The following is a 1,168-nucleotide window of genomic DNA, read 5'->3' on the forward strand; positions in this document are numbered from 1 at the left end:
GCGCAAGAACTCGGCTTTGTTTCCAATACTTGGCAGCTTGCCGAAACGCTGAATTTCAAGAAAGTAACCAATGTTTTGAATGATGCCAAAAACGCCGGTTTATTTATGGCTATAAGCTACAAAGCAGGCAGCGGAAAAACAGCTGCACTTACCCACTATGCCGAGCTGAACAATGAAAACTTTGTTTTCTACATACAAGCCAGAGAATGGGCAAAAAGGGAATTTCTGAGAGAGCTTTGCCAAAACTTAGGCATCAAAGAAGAAAAAGGCTATACCAGTGTAGATACTTTGGGAATGAAAGTGATAGAATTTTTCACTAAAAGAAAGGGCAAATATCCACTTCTTATCGTAGATGAAGCGGATAAGCTAAAGCCATCAGCCTTGCGCTGGTTCATCACGCTGTACAATGAATTAGAAGATGAGATGGGGCTTATCATAGCCGGAACGGAAAACCTTGAAAAGACGATAAAAAAAGGCGTTAAGTACAACAAATTGGGCTTTGACGAATTGGACAGCCGTTTTGGGCGTAAGTTCATCAATAACCTTATAGGCGCGAGATTACAAGATGTAGAGGCTATTTGCACTGCCAACGGCATTAGCGATAAGTCCGGCATCAAAAAAATATTTGATGAGTGTGAGCCTACCAGTATTATCGTGCAAGGACAAAGCATCAAAGTAGTAGAAGACCTCAGAAGACTAAAAAGAGTAATCAAAAGAGAATTATTAAACGCTTAAAATTCAACAAAATGAGTAAAGTAAAATTTATCCAAAGCCCCAAAAACAATGAATTTGGGAAGTGGGAAACAGCCGACGGCTTTGTCTGCTACACCAACAGCAGAACTACCGCCCTGCGCTGGTACCGGAACTATCTAAAAAGGAAAAAAGAAGCCTTATATAATGAGTGAAATAATGGAAATACAGGAACTTCTAAACCTAAAAGAAGTTTTAGAATGGCAAATCAGCATCGCAAAATGCGGCAGCATCATAGAAGACAGAAAACAACAGCTGACAGAAGTAAACAAAAGAATTAAAAAACTACAAGAACACGAGGAAATAATTAAAAATAATGCATTATGAATTTACAAGAACTAACAACAGAGCAGCTTTCCGCAGAGCTAAAGCGTAGAGAACAAGAGAAAGAAGCTAATAGGAAAGCTTACAAAGATTT

Annotated in this window: 3 protein-coding genes; all 3 read left to right on the forward strand. The window is 38.9% G+C overall.

From position 1 onward, the window contains the following. Positions 1–735 (forward strand): AAA family ATPase (locus BLS89_RS10340; protein WP_143017776.1); only part of this gene is annotated, 735 nt, incomplete at its 5' end. Positions 736–746: 11 nt separating this feature from the next. Continuing rightward, the gene (locus BLS89_RS10795) at positions 747–905 is read left to right on the forward strand and encodes a hypothetical protein (RefSeq protein WP_176763307.1); all 159 of its coding nucleotides are present in this window, start codon (positions 747–749) and stop codon (positions 903–905) included. Further along, positions 898–1,077, forward strand: coding sequence for a hypothetical protein (locus BLS89_RS10345; RefSeq protein WP_092738145.1), 180 nt, complete (start codon positions 898–900; stop codon positions 1,075–1,077). Before BLS89_RS10795 ends, BLS89_RS10345 begins: the two co-directional genes overlap by 8 nt. Positions 1,078–1,168: the final 91 nt, after the last annotated feature.

The organism is Riemerella columbipharyngis (assembly GCF_900101995.1).
Lineage (GTDB): Bacteria > Bacteroidota > Bacteroidia > Flavobacteriales > Weeksellaceae > Riemerella > Riemerella columbipharyngis.